Source organism: Bacillus cereus group sp. TH152-1LC (assembly GCF_027710505.1).
Taxonomy (GTDB): Bacteria; Bacillota; Bacilli; order Bacillales; family Bacillaceae_G; genus Bacillus_A; species Bacillus_A mobilis.
Genome location: NZ_JAQFNK010000027.1, coordinates 1 through 17,055, shown reverse-complemented (window position 1 = coordinate 17,055; position 17,055 = coordinate 1). Strand labels below are relative to the sequence as shown.

Genomic DNA, 17,055 nt, shown 5'->3' with positions numbered 1-17,055 from the left:
AGTTCTTATAAATAACATTATATCATGGATAAGTGCTTCTTATTCAAGAATTAACCAAGAATTAACCGAATTAAAGAAGAAATGCCCATATCAACCACTGCGAAGAAAATCGCAAAGAAGACAACTGTAGCGATAACAGTCGCTGTTGAACGGAGTAATTCATCTTTTTTAGGCCAACTTACTTTTTTCATTTCGCGACCTACATCGCCGAAAAAGTTCGTTAAACGCATCTACGGGACCTCCAGTGTATTATTTCAATTATTTATTTTGTTTCCTTGTGAACTGTATGCTGATTGCATGTTTTACAAAACTTCTTTATTTCAAGTCGCTCTACTGAGCTCGTATCTTTCATCGTAGAGTAGTTTCGATTTTTACACTCTTCACATGAGAGTACAACTTTTTTCCTCATTAGTTACACCAACCTTGTAACATTATGTCCCTAAAAATGTATCATACAACAAAAGACAATGTCAATGACATGCCTTTTGTACTCTCTACAAAAAGAAAACAGGTGATTTTTTACACCTGTAGTATTTGTTATGAATTTAAAGTGGTACTCTCTCTCATTTCCATATATCGTTCCAATTTCCGCTTCACCCTCTGTAAAGCGTTATCAATAGATTTCACATGTCTATTTAACTGTTCCGAAATCTCTTGATAAGAACGACCATCTAGATATAAAGAAAGAACTTTTCTTTCTAAATCGCTTAATAATTCAGATATTTTAGATTCTATGTCTGTATATTCTTCCTGACTTATAATCATTTCTTCAGGATCCGTTACCTTCGCTTCCGAAATAACATCTAATAATGTCCGATCAGATTCTTCATCATAAATCGGCTTATCTAAAGACACATATGAATTTAACGGAATATGTTTTTGCCTTGTTGCTGTTTTAATAGCGGTAATAATTTGTCGAGTGATACACAGTTCAGCAAATGCTTTGAATGAAGACAGCTTGTCCTCTTTATAATCACGAATCGCTTTAAACAATCCAATCATACCTTCTTGAACAATATCTTCTCGATCGGCACCCACTAAGAAATAAGATCTTGATTTCGCGCGAACAAAGTTCTTATATTTGTGAATCAAATATTCTAGAGCGTCAGTATTACCTTTTCGAACTAATTCAACGATTGCCTCATCCTCTAAATCACGAAATGTAACGTCGCCTACACTTACGAAGCCTGCTTCCACCTTGATCCCTCCGACCGCTATTTATTTAGCAATATTATACAGTAAAAAGATAAAGAGCGTCAATGCTTCAACGCTCTCCTCTTCTTAATTTTTCTAATTTTTCTGTAATATCTTTACTAAATATCTTTCGCATGGCGGGTTGCTTTTCTTTTGTGTCTTGCGTACGCCTTCTTACTTGTTGCTCCATCGCTTGTACTTCCAACTCTAATTCACGTGCAGATTTCCGAAGAGCACCTTGCGCAAATATAACCCATTGTTCCGTATAATCAGAAGTCGCAACATATATTTGCGTATTTATATTTCTAAGCTCTATCGCTAGTTGCTCTATCTTTTCATCTGCAGTTTGATTCTTTCTCGTGAATATGACTTCCACACGCGATTGTTTCATCTTTTTTTCAATGCCTTGTACCGTATAAGCATCAAAGACTATCATTACCTTTGTACCAGTGTATCCTTGGTAATCCGCCATCTTATCAATCAGTGCATCCCTTGATGATTGCAAATCTACATCCCGTAGTTTCTTCAAGTCTCCCCAAGCTCCGATAATGTTGTAACCGTCAACGATTAAAATATCGTTCATTTTTTATTTACCAATTTCGTGACGCTTACGATATACCTCATACATTAACAAACTTGCGGCTACTGAAGCATTTAAGGATGTAACTTTACCCACCATCGGTAAAGTAATTAGGAAATCACATTTTTCACCAATAATACGACTCATACCTTTTCCTTCACTTCCAATTACTAATCCAATTGGCATTTTACCATCTAAATTACGGTAATCCGTTTTCCCTTTTGCATCTGTACCAGCAATCCAAAGTCCACGTTCTTTTAATTCATCGATTGTACGAGATAAATTCGTTACACGTGCGACAGGAATATATTCAATTGCTCCAGTCGATGCTTTCGCAACTGATGCTGTAAGTCCCACAGCTCTTCTTTTCGGAATAATAATTCCATGAGCTCCTGTTGCATCCGCAGTACGCATAATAGAACCTAGGTTATGCGGGTCTTCAATTTCATCTAAAATTAAGAAGAACGGATCTTCATTACGCTTCTCTGCTACTTTAAATAGATCTTCTAGCTCAGCATATTGATACGCAGCCACTTGAGCAATTACACCTTGATGGTTCCCCTCAACTAATTGATCTAACTTCTTCTTTGGCGCATGTTGTAAAATAACCTTATTTTCTTTCGCTAGTGCTAGTACAATTTGTACTTGTCCTTTGGCAGCACCTTCTGCGATCCAAATTTTATTAATATCTCTTCCTGATCGTAACGCTTCAATTACAGGGTTACGTCCGATAATATATTCACTACTCATGATGATGTGCCCCCTTCCTTTTCTTCTAAAACAGCAATTGCCTTATATACAATTTCTTCTAATCTTTCGCGATTATTTAATAAGTGATGATAGCCAATTAGCGCTTCAAAAGCTGTGCTATGTCGATATGTTTGTACATCCGTGTTTTTCGGAACAGTACCTGAATTTGCATTACGCCCTCTTCTTAGTACTGCTTCTTCTTCCTCAGTTAAAAATGCTGTCTCTAATAAATGATAAACAACTTTCGCCTGTGCTTTTGCCGAAACAAAGCTTGTCCCTAATCGATGTAATTGGTTAGGACGAACTTTCCCTTTTTGAAGTAGGTGATAGCGGATATATTGTTCATATACCGCATCACCCATGTATGCTAACGCTAAGCTGTTCAATTGCTTTGCATCAATCATTCTTATCCTCTTTTCCATCTTGTACCTTGAGCGGTATCTTCTAAAATAATATTACGGTCTTTTAAATCATCGCGAATTTGATCTGACAATGCAAAATCACGATTTTTACGAGCTTCAATACGTTTTTGAATAAGTGCCTCAATTTCTTCATCAAGCAACTCGTCTTGCGCTAATTCTAACCCTAAAATATCAAATAATGTTTCAAGTTGTTTTACGTATGCTTCAATTACCACTTTAGACGTATGTTCTTCCAGTAAATATTGATTCGCATGATTTGCTACATTATATAACTCAGTGATTGCATTAGCAGTGTTGAAGTCATCATTCATTGCTTCTTCAAATGCAGTCTGGAATTTTTCCAGTTCCGCTAACCAATTTTCATTATGGTCTGTTAAATCGGTACTGCTTTCCATACGGTGTTTTAAGTTACCGTAAGCCGTTTTAATTCTTTCCAGTCCGTTATTTGTACTTTGTAATAACTCTTCACTGAAATTAATTGGGTGACGGTAATGCACCGATAGCATAAAGAATCTGATTAACTGTGGATCATATTGCTTAATGATATCGTGAACTAAAATGAAGTTCCCCAGTGACTTAGACATCTTCTCATTATTAATATTAATATATCCATTGTGCATCCAATAACGTGCAAATGTTTTTCCAGTTAACGCCTCAGACTGCGCAATTTCATTCTCATGATGAGGAAATGCTAAGTCTTGGCCACCAGCATGAATATCGATTGTATCTCCTAAGTATTTACGCGCCATTGCCGAGCATTCAATATGCCAGCCTGGACGACCTTCCCCCCAAGGGCTTTCCCAGAAGATTTCTCCTTCTTTCGCAGCTTTCCATAAAGCAAAATCAAGAGGGTCTTGTTTCTTTTCTCCTACTTCAATACGCGCACCGTGACGTAAGTCTGCTATTGGTTGATGCGATAATTTACCGTACCCTTCGAATTCCTTCGTTCTAAAGTACACATCACCTTCTGATTCATATGCATATCCTTTATTCACAAGTTCTTGAATAAATTCAATAATGATATCCATATTTTCCGTTACACGCGGATGTACTGTTGCGTGTTTGCAACCTAGTGCCGTTACATCCTCAAAGTACGCTTCAACGAAACGATCAGCAATTGTCGGCACATCTTCACCTAATTCATTTGCTGCTTTAATTAGCTTATCATCTACGTCAGTAAAGTTGGATACATACTGCACATCATACCCTTTATATTCTAAATAACGGCGTACCGTATCAAATACCATAGGTGGTCTTGCATTCCCGATGTGAATATAGTTATAAACTGTAGGTCCACACACATACATCTTTACCTTATTTTCTTCTAATGGAGTAAACTCTTCCTTTTGACGCGTTAACGTATTATAAATGTGAATAGTCATTTTTATCCTTCCTTTCTACCTTTACTTCAAGTTGTTTTTTCAATTTATCAAGTTCTACTTCCATAACCTTTAATTTATCAAAAATTGGATCTGGAAGGTCAGAATGATTTAATTCTTGACCGATCTTTACTCCATTTTGAATAACGACTCGGCCAGGTATACCTACAACTGTAGAATGCGCAGGGACTTCTTTTAATACGACAGACCCTGCTCCAATTTTAGAATTCTCTCCAACTGTAATAGAACCTAGTACTTTAGCACCTGTTGCAATTAATACATTATCCTGAATTGTAGGGTGCCTCTTTCCCTTTTCTTTACCCGTACCACCTAATGTAACTCCTTGATAGATCGTTACATTATCGCCAATTTCGCACGTTTCTCCAATTACAACCCCCATTCCATGGTCTATGAAAAAACGACGACCAATTGTTGCTCCTGGATGAATCTCGATACCAGTAAAGAAACGACTAACTTGTGAGATCCAACGTGCAATAAAGAAGAAATTCTTTTTATAAAAAGCATGTGCAATTCGATGGGCCCAAACTGCATGTAATCCAGAGTAAGTCAAAATGACTTCGAAATAACTTCTTGCCGCTGGATCCTGTTCAAAAACGACTTCAATATCTTCCCGAAGCCTCTTAAACATCGACGTTCCCTCCCCTTTATGGGCTGCTTTTTCGAGTGAACTAACTCCCTACTTATCTCCCTAAATCTTTATACACGTAGATAAAACTTATACTCATACCCAGTTTTACGGTATAAAAAAAGACGCCTCTGTCATATTGACAGAGACGCCTTATAAGCGCGGTTCCACTCTGTTTAGGCTAAAAAAAGCCTCAAACTCATCTCTGATAACGGTGTACACCGCTTCTGCTTACTTTACGCCCTAAGACGTTTCGCAAAACAATTTGCTGTTCAGCAGAAGACTCGAAGGGGCATTTCAAAAATCCGCTTATAAACCACTTCCAGCCTAAAGGTGGTTCTCTCTGTAAAAAGCCTGATTTTCTACTTCTCCTTCTCGTCGCTTTTCCTTATTAGGTTTTAAGTATACTTATTATATTTCTAAACCTAGAAAATGTTAACCAATTACTTTTTGAAGACGATTTAAAACTTTTTCTTTTCCAAGAAGTGCAATAGCATTAGGAAGCTCTGGACCATGTGTTTGACCAGTAGTTGCAACACGGATTGGCATAAATAAATTTTTACCTTTATGGCCTGTTTCCTTTTGAACTGCTTTAATAGCCGCCTTAATTGCTGCTGGTTCCATCGCTTCTAGTGCTTCTACTTGGCCAGCAAATGCACGAAGTACTTCTGGTACTTGTTCACCTTTTAATACTTCTTGTCCTTCTTCTTCATGATCAACATGATCTTTGAAGAACATTTCAGAAAGCTCTACAATTTCAGCTCCAAAACTCATTTGTTCATGATATAACGCAATTACATCATGAATCCAAGCTTGCTCTTGTTCACTTAAAGTTTCACCTATACGTCCAGCTTTCACTAGATGCGGTAAGCTTAATTCTACCACTGTATCTAAGTCTTGCTTTTTCATATATTGGTTGTTCATCCATTTTAATTTTTGAGAATCAAATAATGCAGGTGATTTTGATAAACGAGCTGCATCGAACATTTTGATAAACTCTTCTTGAGAGAAGATTTCTTCTTCTCCTACTGGCGACCAACCTAGTAATGCAATAAAGTTAAAGATTGCTTCTGGAAGATATCCAAGCTCTTTATATTGCTCAATAAATTGAATAATAGATTCATCACGCTTACTTAATTTTTTACGGCTTTCATTTACAATTAAAGTCATATGACCAAATTGCGGGATATCCCAACCGAAAGCTTCATAAATCATCATTTGTTTTGGCGTATTTGAAATATGATCATCACCACGAAGTACGTGTGTAATTTCCATTAAGTGATCATCTACTGCTACCGCAAAGTTATAAGTTGGAATTCCATCTTTTTTCACGATAACGAAATCACCGAAATCATTTGAATGGAATGCAACTTCATCTTTTACGATATCTTTAAATGTGTAATCACGGTCAGCTGGTACACGGAAACGAATACTTGGAATACGTCCCTCAGCTTCAAATTCTTTCTCTCGTGCTTCAGTTAAATCACGGTGGTTACCTGCGTAACGAGGTGTTTCACCACGAGAGATTTGTCCTTCACGTTCTGCTTCTAGCTCTTCTTCTGTCATATAACATTTGTAAGCTAAACCACGCTCTAGTAAATCTTCATATAATTTTTTATAAATATCTAAACGCTCTGTTTGACGATATGGTCCAAATTCACCACCAACATCAACACCTTCATCCCAGTCCATACCGAGCCATTTCAAGTATTTTAATTGGCTTTCTTCTCCACCAGCAACATTACGTTTTACATCAGTATCTTCAATACGAATAATAAACTTACCATCTTGATGACGAGCAAATAAATAATTAAATAATGCCGTACGCGCATTTCCGATATGTAAGTGTCCTGTTGGACTTGGCGCATAGCGCACTCTCACTTGCTTTTCCATAATTGGTACACCTTCCATTCTTAATGTCAACACATTCTATAATTGTACACCAAACAAATGTGATTATCCATCTTACGAATTAAAAACCCTTATTTTTTCTGTAATAAAACAACTGCTTGAGAAGCAATTCCTTCTTCTCTACCTGTAAACCCTAATTTTTCTGTTGTTGTTGCCTTTACATTGATATTATCAATAGACGTTTCTAATAGCTCACTAATGCGTTTACGCATACTTTCAATATGTGGTGCCATCTTTGGCTTTTGAGCAATAATTGTACAATCTAGATTCCCTAACTCGTAACCTTGTTCACATACAAATTCCCAAACCTTTTGCAGTAATACAGCTGAATCAGCATCTTTAAAGGCGGGATCTGTATCAGGGAAATGCTTTCCAATATCCCCTGCTGCAATTGCGCCTAAACATGCGTCCGCAATCGTATGTAACAATACGTCTGCGTCTGAATGACCAATTAATCCTTTCTCATGAGGAATTGTAATTCCACCAATAATTAACGGTCTACCTTCCGCGAATTCATGTACATCAAAACCTTGTCCAATTCGAAACATTTTTTACATCCTCCTCAAGCTAAACTACATAGCTTTATGATTCTATATTATATTGCTATCCTTATAAAGAAAAGCCCGGCTGTTGCCGAGCTTTTCTTCGCTATAATCATCACTGTCATTTCTTTTGAACGTGAAGGAAACTTTCAGCAATTAGTAAGTCTTCTGGAGTCGTCACTTTAATATTATAGTAACTTCCCTCTACTACACCTACTTGCTTCCCGATACGTTCTACAAGACTTGCATCATCTGTACCAAGGAAACAACTCTGTTTCGCACTTCTATGAGCTTCTAACAAAAGAGAAACAGAGAACCCTTGCGGTGTTTGTACAGCTTTAAGCTGAGATCTTTCTACCGTTTCGACAACAACACCCTGCTCTACCTTCTTAACAGTATCTTTCACTGGCACCGCACAAATGGACGCCCCATATTTTTCTGCTGCAGTTAATACCTCTTGAATCACTTTATTCGTTACGAATGGACGCGCACCGTCATGTACAAGGACATACTCAACATCACTAGTATGCTGAATCGCATTATACACACTATCTTGTCTTTCAGCTCCGCCCTGAATAAATTGTACTGGCTTTTCAATCGGATACTTCTGCATTAGCTCTTCAAAATACGAGCGCTCTTCTTCATTAATTGCCATAATAATACTTTTGCACGCTTTATCCTTTTCAAAAGCACGTAACGTATGCACAATAATCGGTACTTCATTAATAAGTAAGAACAACTTATTTTTGCCAGCACCCATCCGCTTCCCTTGACCAGCTGCTGGAATAATTAATGTATACATATTAATAATCCTCTACTTATAATGCTTTTTCTAATAATTTACGTTTGGCGAAAATCATACGACCAGCCGATGTTTGCAACACACTCGTAACAAGCACATCGAGTTGTGAACCTACATATTCTCTACCATCTTCTACTACGATCATCGTGCCGTCATCTAAATATGCAACACCTTGATTTTGTTCTTTTCCGTCTTTTACAACATAAACACTTAGTTCTTCTCCCGGGAGTACAACAGGTTTAATTGCATTAGCTAAATCGTTAATGTTTAACACCGTTACCCCTTGTAGTTCAGAAACTTTATTTAAGTTGAAATCATTCGTTACTACTGTTCCGCCAGTGATTTTCGCCAACTTTACAAGCTTGCTATCCACTTCTTGAATATCATCGAAATCGCCTTCATAAATTTCTACCGGAATCGGCATCTCTTTTTGAATACGATTTAAAATATCTAATCCTCTGCGACCACGATTACGTTTTAAAGCATCCGAAGAATCGGCAATGTGCTGAAGTTCTTCTAACACGAATTGTGGAATCACAATTGTTCCTTCTAAAAACTTTGTTTGGCAAATATCAGCAATACGTCCGTCGATAATTACACTCGTATCGAGAATTTTCCAATGAGTTGTAGATTCTTCTACCTCTGCTTCAGTTTCTTCATTATCACTATTATTATTTTTCTTCTTCCCACGTTGTGGTAGTGTAAATAATCCTAGCAATTCATTCCTCTTTTTAAACCCTACTTGGAATCCTAAGTATCCAAGTAAAAGAGTAAAGAACACTTGCAACACTGTACTAATAACTGGAATTGTAAATTCACGAATTGGTATTAAAATTAAATACGCAACAATAAGCCCAGAGATTAAACCTAATGTACCAAATAAAACATCCGCTACAGGCGCCTTTACAAGGGCCTCTTCAATATGCTTAATAAGTTGAACAATATAATCTACAAGCCAAAATGTTGTTAAAAATAAAATAATTGCACCAATAATTGCACGAGCATACGATCCTTCCAATAAAGGAACGGCACCGATGTCTAATACATTAATAACTTTTGGGATTAAGTAAATCCCTAACGCTCCCCCAATTACTAGAAAGAAGAGCTGTACAATCCGTTTTAACATCCAACCACCTCCTACTCATTATTAACCATTGTTTCGCTAATCAAAACGCCGAATGCAAAAGCGGACGTGTTTTTTTATAAATAGTTTTATTTACCAATATATCATATCATATACCAAAAGTGTTCTAGTGTCGTTATATTATGGAATCAATGTAATATTCTTAATTGTGTCTACTCATATAGAGATGCTCTTGGATTCTTTTTAGGCCTTCTCGTATTTTCTTCGCCCTGACTTCTCCAATTCCTTCCACATCATCCAATTCATTAATAGTTGCTCGACAAACACCTTGCAAAGTCTTAAACCGATTAATTAAATTTTCAATGATAAGTGGCGGAACGCGCGAAATTTTGCTTGTGATTCGGTATCCTCTCGGCGTCACACTTTCTTCTAAACTCGTTTGTCCTGGGTATCCAAGTAATTTAACTAAATCGCTATCCTCTAGAAGTTGTGTGTTCGCAAGATCTTGTAACTTTTTCAAAATTTGATGATGGTCTTGTGTTTTTTCTTGGTAATAATCTTTAATTAATAACGCTGCCTCTGCCTCTAAATCAGCTAGTAGTTCTGTAAGTTGTAAACGAATTAACCTACCTTCTGTTCCTAGCTCATGAATATAGCTCAATATTTCATTTTTAATACGCAGTACCATTTCAACACTATGTAGCACATGAACCACCTCGGACATTGTAACGACTTCTTCAAATTCTAGAATGCCCAAATTGGTAATACCATCATTCCATACAGCCTTATATTTTTCTAACGTCTGAATAGCTTGGTTTGCCTTTGTTAAAATAACACCTATATCCTTTAGTGTATAACGTAAATTCCCTTGATATAGTGTAATTACGTTACGCCTTTGTGAAATAGCCACAACGAGACTACCTGTCTGCTTTGCTACACGCTCTGCCGTCCGATGGCGCATACCTGTTTCAATAGAATCGATAGATGCCTCTGGAACTAACTGTGCATTTGCAATTAAAATTTTACTTCCAGTTTCATTTAAAATAAGTGCCCCATCCATTTTTGCTAATTCGTATAAACTAGCAGGAGAGAATGCGCAATTAATATGAAAGCCTCCATCTACAATACTTTTAATTTGTTCGTTATATCCAAGAACAATTAGTCCCCCTGTTTGTGCGCGAAGCACATTATCTATCCCTTCGCGCAGTGGTGTTCCTGGGGCCACGAGTTGTAAAATATTAATCATACTTTTGACACGTTGCTTGTTTTCTTCCATAGTCTAGCCTCCTAATGTCAAACGAAGCGCTTCCCCTAAATTAGATACACCTACTACCTCAATCCCATCCGGAATTGTCCATCCTCCCAAATTTTTTCTAGGAATAATAGCACGTTGAAATCCTAATTTAGCTGCTTCTTGTACACGTTGTTCAATTCTCGATACTCTTCTTATTTCTCCAGTTAATCCTACTTCTCCTATTACTGCATCGGTTGGTGCCGTAGATTTATCTCTAAAACTTGAGGCGATACTTAAAGCCACAGCTAAATCAATTGCTGGTTCATCTAATTTCAAACCACCTGCCACTTTCAAATATGCATCTTGATTTTGCAATAATAAACCTGTTCTTTTTTCTAACACTGCCATAATAAGCGATACACGGTTATGATCAATTCCCGTCGCCATTCTTCGAGGGTTTCCAAAACTAGTAGGGGAGATTAATGCTTGTATTTCTACTAAAACCGGTCTTGTTCCTTCCATTGAGGCAACTACTGTTGATCCTGCGACTCCAACAGGTCTTTCCTCAAGAAAAATTTCAGAGGGGTTTAAGACTTCCGCAAGACCAAGCTCTTTCATTTCAAAAATGCCCATTTCATTCGTGGAACCAAAACGATTCTTCACAGCTCGCAAAATACGGTATGTATGATGACGATCTCCTTCAAAGTAAAGAACTGCATCGACCATATGTTCTAACATACGAGGTCCTGCAATTGCCCCCTCTTTTGTTACATGTCCGACGATAAAAATAGGGATTCCTTTCGTTTTTGCAAGTTTCATTAATTCTGCTGTACATTCACGTACTTGTGCCACACTTCCCGGCGCTGACGTTACCTCAGGTAAATGTATCGTTTGAATGGAGTCAATAACAACAAAAGCTGGATTCATCTCTTCAATGTGTGCTGCAATTCGCTGCAAGTCCGTCTCTGATACAACAAATAGATTACTACCATTTACATGCAAACGATCTGCACGAAGTTTAATCTGTTTTGCCGATTCTTCACCGGATATATATAGTACATCATATGAAGAATCTGCTAATTGCGATGAAATCTGTAATAGCAATGTTGATTTTCCAATACCAGGGTCTCCACCAATAAGTACTAAGGATCCATCTACAATCCCACCACCAAGTACACGGTTAAACTCTTGGAATTTCGTTTCAATACGTGCCTCAGATTTTGTTTCTACTTCTGTTAGGCGTCTTGGTTTTGTTACTTCCGATTGAATTGCATTGGCATAATTAAGGCGTCTTGATGATACAACCGGTTCCATCTCTTCAACAAGTGTATTCCATTGACCACAACCAGGGCATTTCCCCATATATTTTGGTGACTGATAACCACACTCTTGACATGTGAATTTTGTTTTCTTTTTAGCCATATCGTTTTATATTTCACTTCACTTTCATCTATAAACAGTTTATCCTTCTCGTACAAGAAAGAGGGCTATCTCGTAGCCCTCTTAGTTTGTCTATACTTATTTTACCTTTTCAGCACTATGAATGACAAATGTTTCCCCTTCAACATCAAAGATAACTTTTTGACCTTTCTCAATAGCACCTTTTAAAAGTTCTTCCGACAGTCTATCTTCTACATGTTTCTGAATTGCTCTACGAAGCGGACGAGCACCGTATTCGCGGTCAAATCCTTTATCAGCAATGGCTGAAATAGCTCCTTCTGTTAAATGCAATTCAATCTCTTGCTCTTTTAAGCGATTCACTAACTGATTTACCATAAGTGTTACAATCTCTTGAATATGTTTTTTCTCAAGCATATGGAACACGATAATTTCATCAATACGGTTTAAGAATTCTGGACGAAATGCTTTTTTCAGTTCATCCATTACCTTACCTTTCATATCTGAATAATCGCGGCTCTCATCTTGTACGTTAAATCCAAGATGTTTATTACGTTTTAACGCGTCTGCACCAACGTTAGATGTCATAATAACAATTGTATTACGGAAATCAACTGTACGCCCTTTAGAATCCGTTAAGCGACCATCTTCTAATACTTGTAGTAAAATGTTAAACACATCAGGGTGAGCTTTCTCTACTTCATCTAATAGGACAACTGAATATGGCTTACGGCGAACCTTTTCTGTTAATTGTCCACCTTCTTCATATCCAACATATCCTGGAGGAGATCCAACTAAACGAGAAGTAGAATGCTTCTCCATGTACTCAGACATATCGATGCGAATCATTGCATCCTCATCACCGAACATAGATTCTGCCAATGCTCTTGCTAGCTCTGTTTTACCTACACCTGTTGGTCCTAAGAAAATAAATGAACCAATCGGACGTTTTGGATCTTTCAATCCCGCTCTAGCACGACGAACAGCCTTTGCTACAGCTACTACCGCTTCATCTTGACCAATAACACGATCGTGAAGGATGGATTCTAAGTTTAATAATTTATCAGTCTCTGTTTGTGCAAGTTTAGAAACCGGTATACGAGTCCACGTAGAAACGACATTTGCAATATCTTCTACTGTCACTTCTGAGTTTTCTTTTCCTTGTTGCTCTTTCCATTGACGCTTCGTATCTTCTAACTTCTCACGTAAGCGTTGTTCCATATCACGTAAGGAAGCAGCTTTTTCAAATTCTTGACTTTGCACAGCTGCATCTTTTTCTTTTCTAATTTCCTCAAGCTTCACTTCAAGCTCTTTTAGATTTGGTGGTGTTGTATAAGAACGTAAGCGAACCTTTGAAGCAGCTTCATCAATTAAGTCAATTGCCTTATCTGGTAAGAAACGATCTGTAATATAACGGTCTGAAAGCTTTACAGCTGCATCAATTGCATCATCTGTAATAGATACACGGTGATGTGCCTCATAACGATCACGTAAACCTTTCAAGATTTGAGTTGATTCGTCTAAACTTGGCTCATCAACGTGAATTGGTTGGAAGCGTCTCTCTAAAGCCGCGTCTTTTTCAATATATTTACGATATTCATCTAAAGTTGTCGCCCCAATACATTGTAACTCTCCGCGTGCTAAAGATGGTTTTAAAATGTTCGATGCATCAATAGCACCTTCTGCTCCACCTGCACCAATTAATGTATGAAGTTCATCAATAAATAGAATAATGTTGCCAGCTTGACGGATTTCATCCATAACTTTCTTTAAACGATCTTCAAATTCACCACGATATTTCGTTCCAGCTACAACTGTACCCATATCTAGTGTCATAACACGCTTATCTCTTAATGTTTCAGGAACTTCATTATTTACAATTTGTTGTGCTAATCCTTCTGCAATTGCCGTTTTACCTACACCAGGCTCTCCAATTAATACAGGGTTATTTTTTGTTCTACGGCTTAAAACTTCAATTACACGTTGAATTTCTTTACCACGCCCGATAACAGGATCTAGACGATTTTCACGTGCAACAACTGTTAAATCACGTGCTAAGCTGTCCAGTGTCGGTGTATTTGCATTTGTTGAAGAACCACCTTGGTGACCTGAACTTGCTTCATTACTTCCAAGAAGTTGCAATACTTGTTGCCTTGCCTTATTCAGGCTAACACCTAAGTTATTTAAAACACGTGCTGCTACACCTTCACCTTCACGGATTAAACCAAGTAAGATATGTTCTGTTCCGACGTAAGAATGACCTAATTTACGAGCTTCATCCATTGACAACTCAATAACTTTTTTAGCACGCGGTGTATAATGTACAGTTTGAGAAGCTTCTGTTCCGCGTCCAATTAATGCTTCTACCTCTTTTTGAACTTTCTCTGGACTTAATCCAAGAGCAATTAACGCTTTTGCTGCAATTCCTTCACCTTCACGTACAAGCCCAAGTAAAATATGTTCTGTTCCAATATTATTATGCCCAATACGAATTGCTTCCTCTTGAGATAAAGCTAATACTTTCTGTGCTCTTTCTGTAAATCTTCCAAACATCATAGAAATCGCCTCCTACTTGCGCTTAGTTTTTTTCAATACGTAATCGCTCACGGATTAAGGTTGCTCTTCGATAATCTCTTTCTTCTGGTCCTAAAGGTCCACCTGCATATTGTTGTAAAATACCTGGTTGTGTAAGAACCATTAGCTCAGTCAAAATATTTCTCGATACACCTTTTATATATCCTAAATCAATACCAAGTCGTACATCTGATAAGCAAGTGGCCGCTTCCGCAGATTGAATTAACCGACTGTTTGCTAGTATGCCATAAGAGCGATAAACTTTATCTTCAAGCTCAATACTTGAATTTTGTACAATTAATTCTCTATCCATTTTCTCTTGCTGTATGATTTGTTGAATGACACTCTTTAAATCTGCAATAATATCTTCTTCAGATTTTCCTAGCGTCATTTGATTTGACACTTGAAATATATTACCTAACGCTTCGCTACCTTCACCGTATATTCCTCTTACTACTAACCCTAATTTTTGAATTACTTGTATAATACGGCTAATTCTTTTCGTTAAAACGAGTCCCGGTAAGTGAATCATTACGGAAGCCCTCAATCCTGTACCAACGTTAGTAGGGCAGCTCGTTATATATCCAAGTGATTCATCAAAAGCATATTCAACCTTTTCCTCTATCCAATTATCTATTTGATTGGCACTTTGAAGGGCCTCTGATAACTGCAACCCTGAAAATAAGCACTGAATCCTAATATGGTCTTCTTCATTCAGCATAACACTAATATGTTCGCTTCCTGACAATAGACATGCTCCATATTCTGTTCCTGCAAGGTTAGGACTAATTAAATGCTTTTCAACTAATACTCTCCTTTGAAGAGGCGTTAATTCATTCATTTTTAATAGTTCAAACTCTCCAAAGGGTTCTACCGTTTTATTTATAAATTCCTTTTTAAATAATTCATGAATCTGTTTAGCTTCTTCTTCGTTTTGCATAGTAGAGAATTGATATTTTTTAAAATTACGAGCCAAACGTATTCGACTACTTAAAACAATATCAGAATCAGGGCCATCCCCCTTCATCCATGGACTAATCGCTTCATTCATGATTTTGTCCAGTGACATAGAACTATTCCCCCTCTCTATGCTCACTAAGCTGATTTTCAAGACCTCGAATTTTATCCCTTACTTCAGCAGCTTTCTCAAACTCCTCTTTCTGTACGTATTGTTTCAGAATGAGTTTTAGTTCATCTAATTCTTTCTTTAAGTGAATATTTCCTTCTATACGTTCCGGAATTTTTCCACAATGATCTGTATGTCCGCCGTGAAGACGTTTTAATAATGGCTTTAAATGTTCCTTAAATGTATCGTAACAAGAAGCACATCCAAAACGTCCCACCTTTGTAAATTGCTCATATGTCATCTTACAATCTGGACACCTTAATATACTTGTATTCGAAAGCCCGTTTTGTCCTTCTTCAAACATTGTTGATTCACCATGTAATAAACCAGCAAATAAATCATGGAATGAAAAGTTAGACTGCGGCGATTGAAAGAAAGACGTATAGCCACTTTGTTCTGCACATTGCTCACAAAGATGAACTTCCGTCTTCTGTTCGTTGATTACTTTTGTATAATGTAAAGTTGCTGATCTTATATTACAGTTTTGACAAGTCATCACTATCCCCACCTTTACAACAGGAACGATCTATCTCATAATACTTTTCATACATTACTAGATTGTTCACTTTCCCTTATTCGTTTAAATAAAAGTGCGTGTTCTTTTTTCAAAACCTCTACAATATTTAACTGCCTTATATCTTAGTTATTACTCTTTTACAAAAGCTGTATTTATTTATATTTCAGTGTTCTTAACATTGCGCATAATATTCGAGCCCTAAGTTCATCTCGAGAAGGAACATCCATTGATAATACAGAACGATCTAGTACACTTAACATAAGTTTAGCTTCACGATTTGTTATGATTCCCTCTTCTATTAAACGTATAATCATACTCTCTGCATTCCCTTGCGCAACGCTATGATCAATCATATGAAGCATTTGATCGATAATGTCTATATCGTCATGCAGTTTGACTTTTATAATGCGAATGTAACCTCCTCCACCACGTTTACTTTCTACTACAAATCCTCTTTCTATCGTAAAACGGGTATTGATTACATAATTGATTTGAGATGGTACGCACTCGAATCGATCCGCAATCTCATTTCTTTTGATTTCAATCACATTATTATTACTTAAGTCAATAACTTGCTTTAGATATTGCTCAATGATATCAGATATATTTCTCATTTATCCGCCACCTTTATTGACTTTGACTATCTTTGACTTTAATTATATACGTATTAATAAAATTTGCAACTCTTTTGCTTATTCACTATCCTAGCCACATTCCCCTGTATTTAATCAAAATAATGATTATTTAAACACATTTTTTAATTACTATGGATTATAAAAGAAAACACGAAAAAACACGAGTCATTTGACTCGTGTTTAGTTGCTTGGCGACGTCCTACTCTCACAGGGACAAGGTCCCAACTACCATCGGCGCTAGAGAGCTTAACTTCCGTGTTC

General features: G+C 37.1%; 18 protein-coding genes and 1 other annotated feature. All 18 genes read right to left on the bottom strand.

The window, feature by feature from the left end; genetic code table 11:
• Positions 1–50: 50 nt before the first annotated feature.
• The 18 genes from secE to ctsR all read right to left on the bottom strand — a co-directional run bounded on the left by secE (position 51) and on the right by ctsR (position 16,773).
• Positions 51–230 (bottom strand): preprotein translocase subunit SecE, encoded by a 180-nt coding sequence (secE, locus tag PDL00_RS30575; RefSeq protein ID WP_001241321.1) that lies wholly within the window; start codon positions 228–230, stop codon positions 51–53.
• A 32-nt stretch (positions 231–262) separates the two neighbouring features.
• Positions 263–409 (bottom strand): 50S ribosomal protein L33, encoded by a 147-nt coding sequence (gene rpmG / locus PDL00_RS30570; RefSeq protein ID WP_002070160.1) that lies wholly within the window; start codon positions 407–409, stop codon positions 263–265.
• Between the two features lie 128 nt (positions 410–537).
• Entirely contained in the window at positions 538–1,197 is a 660-nt protein-coding gene (locus PDL00_RS30565; protein WP_000387198.1) for an RNA polymerase sporulation sigma factor SigH, read from the bottom strand.
• Positions 1,198–1,264: 67 nt separating this feature from the next.
• On the bottom strand, positions 1,265–1,777 hold the full coding sequence (locus PDL00_RS30560; RefSeq protein ID WP_000997888.1) for an NYN domain-containing protein: 513 nt from the start codon (positions 1,775–1,777) through the stop codon (positions 1,265–1,267).
• 3 nt (positions 1,778–1,780) lie between these two features.
• Entirely contained in the window at positions 1,781–2,524 is a 744-nt protein-coding gene (gene rlmB / locus PDL00_RS30555; protein ID WP_000093762.1) for a 23S rRNA (guanosine(2251)-2'-O)-methyltransferase RlmB, read from the bottom strand.
• Positions 2,521–2,928 (bottom strand): Mini-ribonuclease 3, encoded by a 408-nt coding sequence (locus PDL00_RS30550; protein WP_086384897.1) that lies wholly within the window; start codon positions 2,926–2,928, stop codon positions 2,521–2,523. The genes rlmB and PDL00_RS30550 overlap by 4 nt, the downstream gene beginning before the upstream one ends.
• A gap of 2 nt (positions 2,929–2,930) precedes the next feature.
• Positions 2,931–4,328, bottom strand: a complete 1,398-nt coding sequence (gene cysS, locus PDL00_RS30545; RefSeq protein WP_242256392.1) for a cysteine--tRNA ligase — start codon at positions 4,326–4,328, stop codon at positions 2,931–2,933.
• Positions 4,309–4,974 carry a serine O-acetyltransferase gene (gene cysE, locus PDL00_RS30540; protein ID WP_000476500.1) on the bottom strand — a complete coding sequence of 222 codons (666 nt, stop codon included), beginning with the start codon at positions 4,972–4,974 and terminating at the stop codon, positions 4,309–4,311. The genes cysS and cysE overlap by 20 nt, the downstream gene beginning before the upstream one ends.
• Positions 4,975–5,112: 138 nt before the next feature.
• Positions 5,113–5,359: a binding site (T-box leader), on the bottom strand.
• 47 nt (positions 5,360–5,406) lie between these two features.
• Positions 5,407–6,864 carry a glutamate--tRNA ligase gene (gltX, locus tag PDL00_RS30535; protein WP_270733343.1) on the bottom strand — a complete coding sequence of 486 codons (1,458 nt, stop codon included), beginning with the start codon at positions 6,862–6,864 and terminating at the stop codon, positions 5,407–5,409.
• 89 nt (positions 6,865–6,953) lie between these two features.
• Positions 6,954–7,430: a 2-C-methyl-D-erythritol 2,4-cyclodiphosphate synthase gene (gene ispF, locus PDL00_RS30530; protein WP_002159614.1), complete on the bottom strand. Its 477-nt coding sequence runs from the start codon at positions 7,428–7,430 to the stop codon at positions 6,954–6,956.
• 115 nt (positions 7,431–7,545) lie between these two features.
• Positions 7,546–8,226 (bottom strand): 2-C-methyl-D-erythritol 4-phosphate cytidylyltransferase, encoded by a 681-nt coding sequence (gene ispD, locus PDL00_RS30525; RefSeq protein WP_242256396.1) that lies wholly within the window; start codon positions 8,224–8,226, stop codon positions 7,546–7,548.
• A gap of 16 nt (positions 8,227–8,242) precedes the next feature.
• A complete protein-coding gene (locus PDL00_RS30520) occupies positions 8,243–9,352 on the bottom strand; it encodes a PIN/TRAM domain-containing protein (RefSeq protein ID WP_061678379.1) in 1,110 nt (369 codons plus the stop codon).
• Between the two features lie 160 nt (positions 9,353–9,512).
• On the bottom strand, positions 9,513–10,586 hold the full coding sequence (gene disA, locus PDL00_RS30515) for a DNA integrity scanning diadenylate cyclase DisA (RefSeq protein ID WP_061678380.1): 1,074 nt from the start codon (positions 10,584–10,586) through the stop codon (positions 9,513–9,515).
• 3 nt (positions 10,587–10,589) lie between these two features.
• On the bottom strand, positions 10,590–11,966 hold the full coding sequence (gene radA, locus PDL00_RS30510) for a DNA repair protein RadA (protein ID WP_061678381.1): 1,377 nt from the start codon (positions 11,964–11,966) through the stop codon (positions 10,590–10,592).
• Between the two features lie 96 nt (positions 11,967–12,062).
• Positions 12,063–14,498, bottom strand: a complete 2,436-nt coding sequence (clpC, locus tag PDL00_RS30505; RefSeq protein ID WP_061678382.1) for an ATP-dependent protease ATP-binding subunit ClpC — start codon at positions 14,496–14,498, stop codon at positions 12,063–12,065.
• A gap of 22 nt (positions 14,499–14,520) precedes the next feature.
• Entirely contained in the window at positions 14,521–15,585 is a 1,065-nt protein-coding gene (locus PDL00_RS30500; protein WP_270733341.1) for a protein arginine kinase, read from the bottom strand.
• A gap of 4 nt (positions 15,586–15,589) precedes the next feature.
• Positions 15,590–16,138, bottom strand: coding sequence for a UvrB/UvrC motif-containing protein (locus PDL00_RS30495; RefSeq protein ID WP_242256401.1), 549 nt, complete (start codon positions 16,136–16,138; stop codon positions 15,590–15,592).
• A gap of 173 nt (positions 16,139–16,311) precedes the next feature.
• Positions 16,312–16,773, bottom strand: a complete 462-nt coding sequence (gene ctsR, locus PDL00_RS30490) for a transcriptional regulator CtsR (RefSeq protein ID WP_061678384.1) — start codon at positions 16,771–16,773, stop codon at positions 16,312–16,314.
• Between the last annotated feature and the right edge of the window lie 282 nt (positions 16,774–17,055).

Coding starts and splice junctions, on each gene's coding strand:
- PDL00_RS30560 (WP_000997888.1), bottom strand. CDS start 1,777: ATGAACGATATTTTAATCGTTGACGGTTACAACATTATCGGAGCTTGG.
- cysE (WP_000476500.1), bottom strand. CDS start 4,974: ATGTTTAAGAGGCTTCGGGAAGATATTGAAGTCGTTTTTGAACAGGAT.
- PDL00_RS30550 (WP_086384897.1), bottom strand. CDS start 2,928: ATGATTGATGCAAAGCAATTGAACAGCTTAGCGTTAGCATACATGGGT.
- gltX (WP_270733343.1), bottom strand. CDS start 6,864: ATGGAAAAGCAAGTGAGAGTGCGCTATGCGCCAAGTCCAACAGGACAC.
- radA (WP_061678381.1), bottom strand. CDS start 11,966: ATGGCTAAAAAGAAAACAAAATTCACATGTCAAGAGTGTGGTTATCAG.
- secE (WP_001241321.1), bottom strand. CDS start 230: ATGCGTTTAACGAACTTTTTCGGCGATGTAGGTCGCGAAATGAAAAAA.
- disA (WP_061678380.1), bottom strand. CDS start 10,586: ATGGAAGAAAACAAGCAACGTGTCAAAAGTATGATTAATATTTTACAA.
- ctsR (WP_061678384.1), bottom strand. CDS start 16,773: ATGAGAAATATATCTGATATCATTGAGCAATATCTAAAGCAAGTTATT.
- PDL00_RS30500 (WP_270733341.1), bottom strand. CDS start 15,585: ATGTCACTGGACAAAATCATGAATGAAGCGATTAGTCCATGGATGAAG.
- PDL00_RS30520 (WP_061678379.1), bottom strand. CDS start 9,352: ATGTTAAAACGGATTGTACAGCTCTTCTTTCTAGTAATTGGGGGAGCG.
- ispF (WP_002159614.1), bottom strand. CDS start 7,430: ATGTTTCGAATTGGACAAGGTTTTGATGTACATGAATTCGCGGAAGGT.
- ispD (WP_242256396.1), bottom strand. CDS start 8,226: ATGTATACATTAATTATTCCAGCAGCTGGTCAAGGGAAGCGGATGGGT.
- cysS (WP_242256392.1), bottom strand. CDS start 4,328: ATGACTATTCACATTTATAATACGTTAACGCGTCAAAAGGAAGAGTTT.
- clpC (WP_061678382.1), bottom strand. CDS start 14,498: ATGATGTTTGGAAGATTTACAGAAAGAGCACAGAAAGTATTAGCTTTA.
- rlmB (WP_000093762.1), bottom strand. CDS start 2,524: ATGAGTAGTGAATATATTATCGGACGTAACCCTGTAATTGAAGCGTTA.
- PDL00_RS30495 (WP_242256401.1), bottom strand. CDS start 16,138: ATGACTTGTCAAAACTGTAATATAAGATCAGCAACTTTACATTATACA.
- rpmG (WP_002070160.1), bottom strand. CDS start 409: ATGAGGAAAAAAGTTGTACTCTCATGTGAAGAGTGTAAAAATCGAAAC.